The sequence below is a fragment of the Flavobacterium solisilvae genome (assembly GCF_012911605.1).
Taxonomy (GTDB): Bacteria; Bacteroidota; Bacteroidia; order Flavobacteriales; family Flavobacteriaceae; genus Flavobacterium; species Flavobacterium solisilvae.
Genome location: NZ_JAAMPT010000127.1, coordinates 1 through 367, shown reverse-complemented (window position 1 = coordinate 367; position 367 = coordinate 1). Strand labels below are relative to the sequence as shown.

General features: G+C 37.1%; 1 protein-coding gene. It reads right to left on the bottom strand.

All coding sequences use genetic code 11. The annotated features are described in order from the left end of the window. A partial coding sequence (locus G6042_RS00595) for a hypothetical protein (protein WP_169522347.1) occupies window positions 1-367 on the bottom strand: 367 nt, incomplete at both ends.

The following is a 367-nucleotide window of genomic DNA, read 5'->3' as shown; positions in this document are numbered from 1 at the left end:
GGTAATGGGTTGATTTGAAGTTCTAATGTTGTATTAGCATAACATGCCGGAGAACCATTAAAATGTGCTCTTACATAAATTGTTTGTGCTCCTGGAACTATATTACAATACAATCCTGTTATTGGATTGGCTCCAGTTTGGGCATCTGTTGGTGTTTCATGATATGTGATAACCACATTTGGATCGGTAGAGATTTCTGCGCTCTTTTGGGTTAAATCATAACAGTAAATTCCATTGTTATTTAAACTGTCATCACATACTTCAAATGGTGTTGGTGTATTGATAATTGGCGCATCGTTTACAACAATAGTTACTGTTCCGGTTTGTGGTTGACTACAAACTGGTGTTCCTGAACTCGCTACACTTA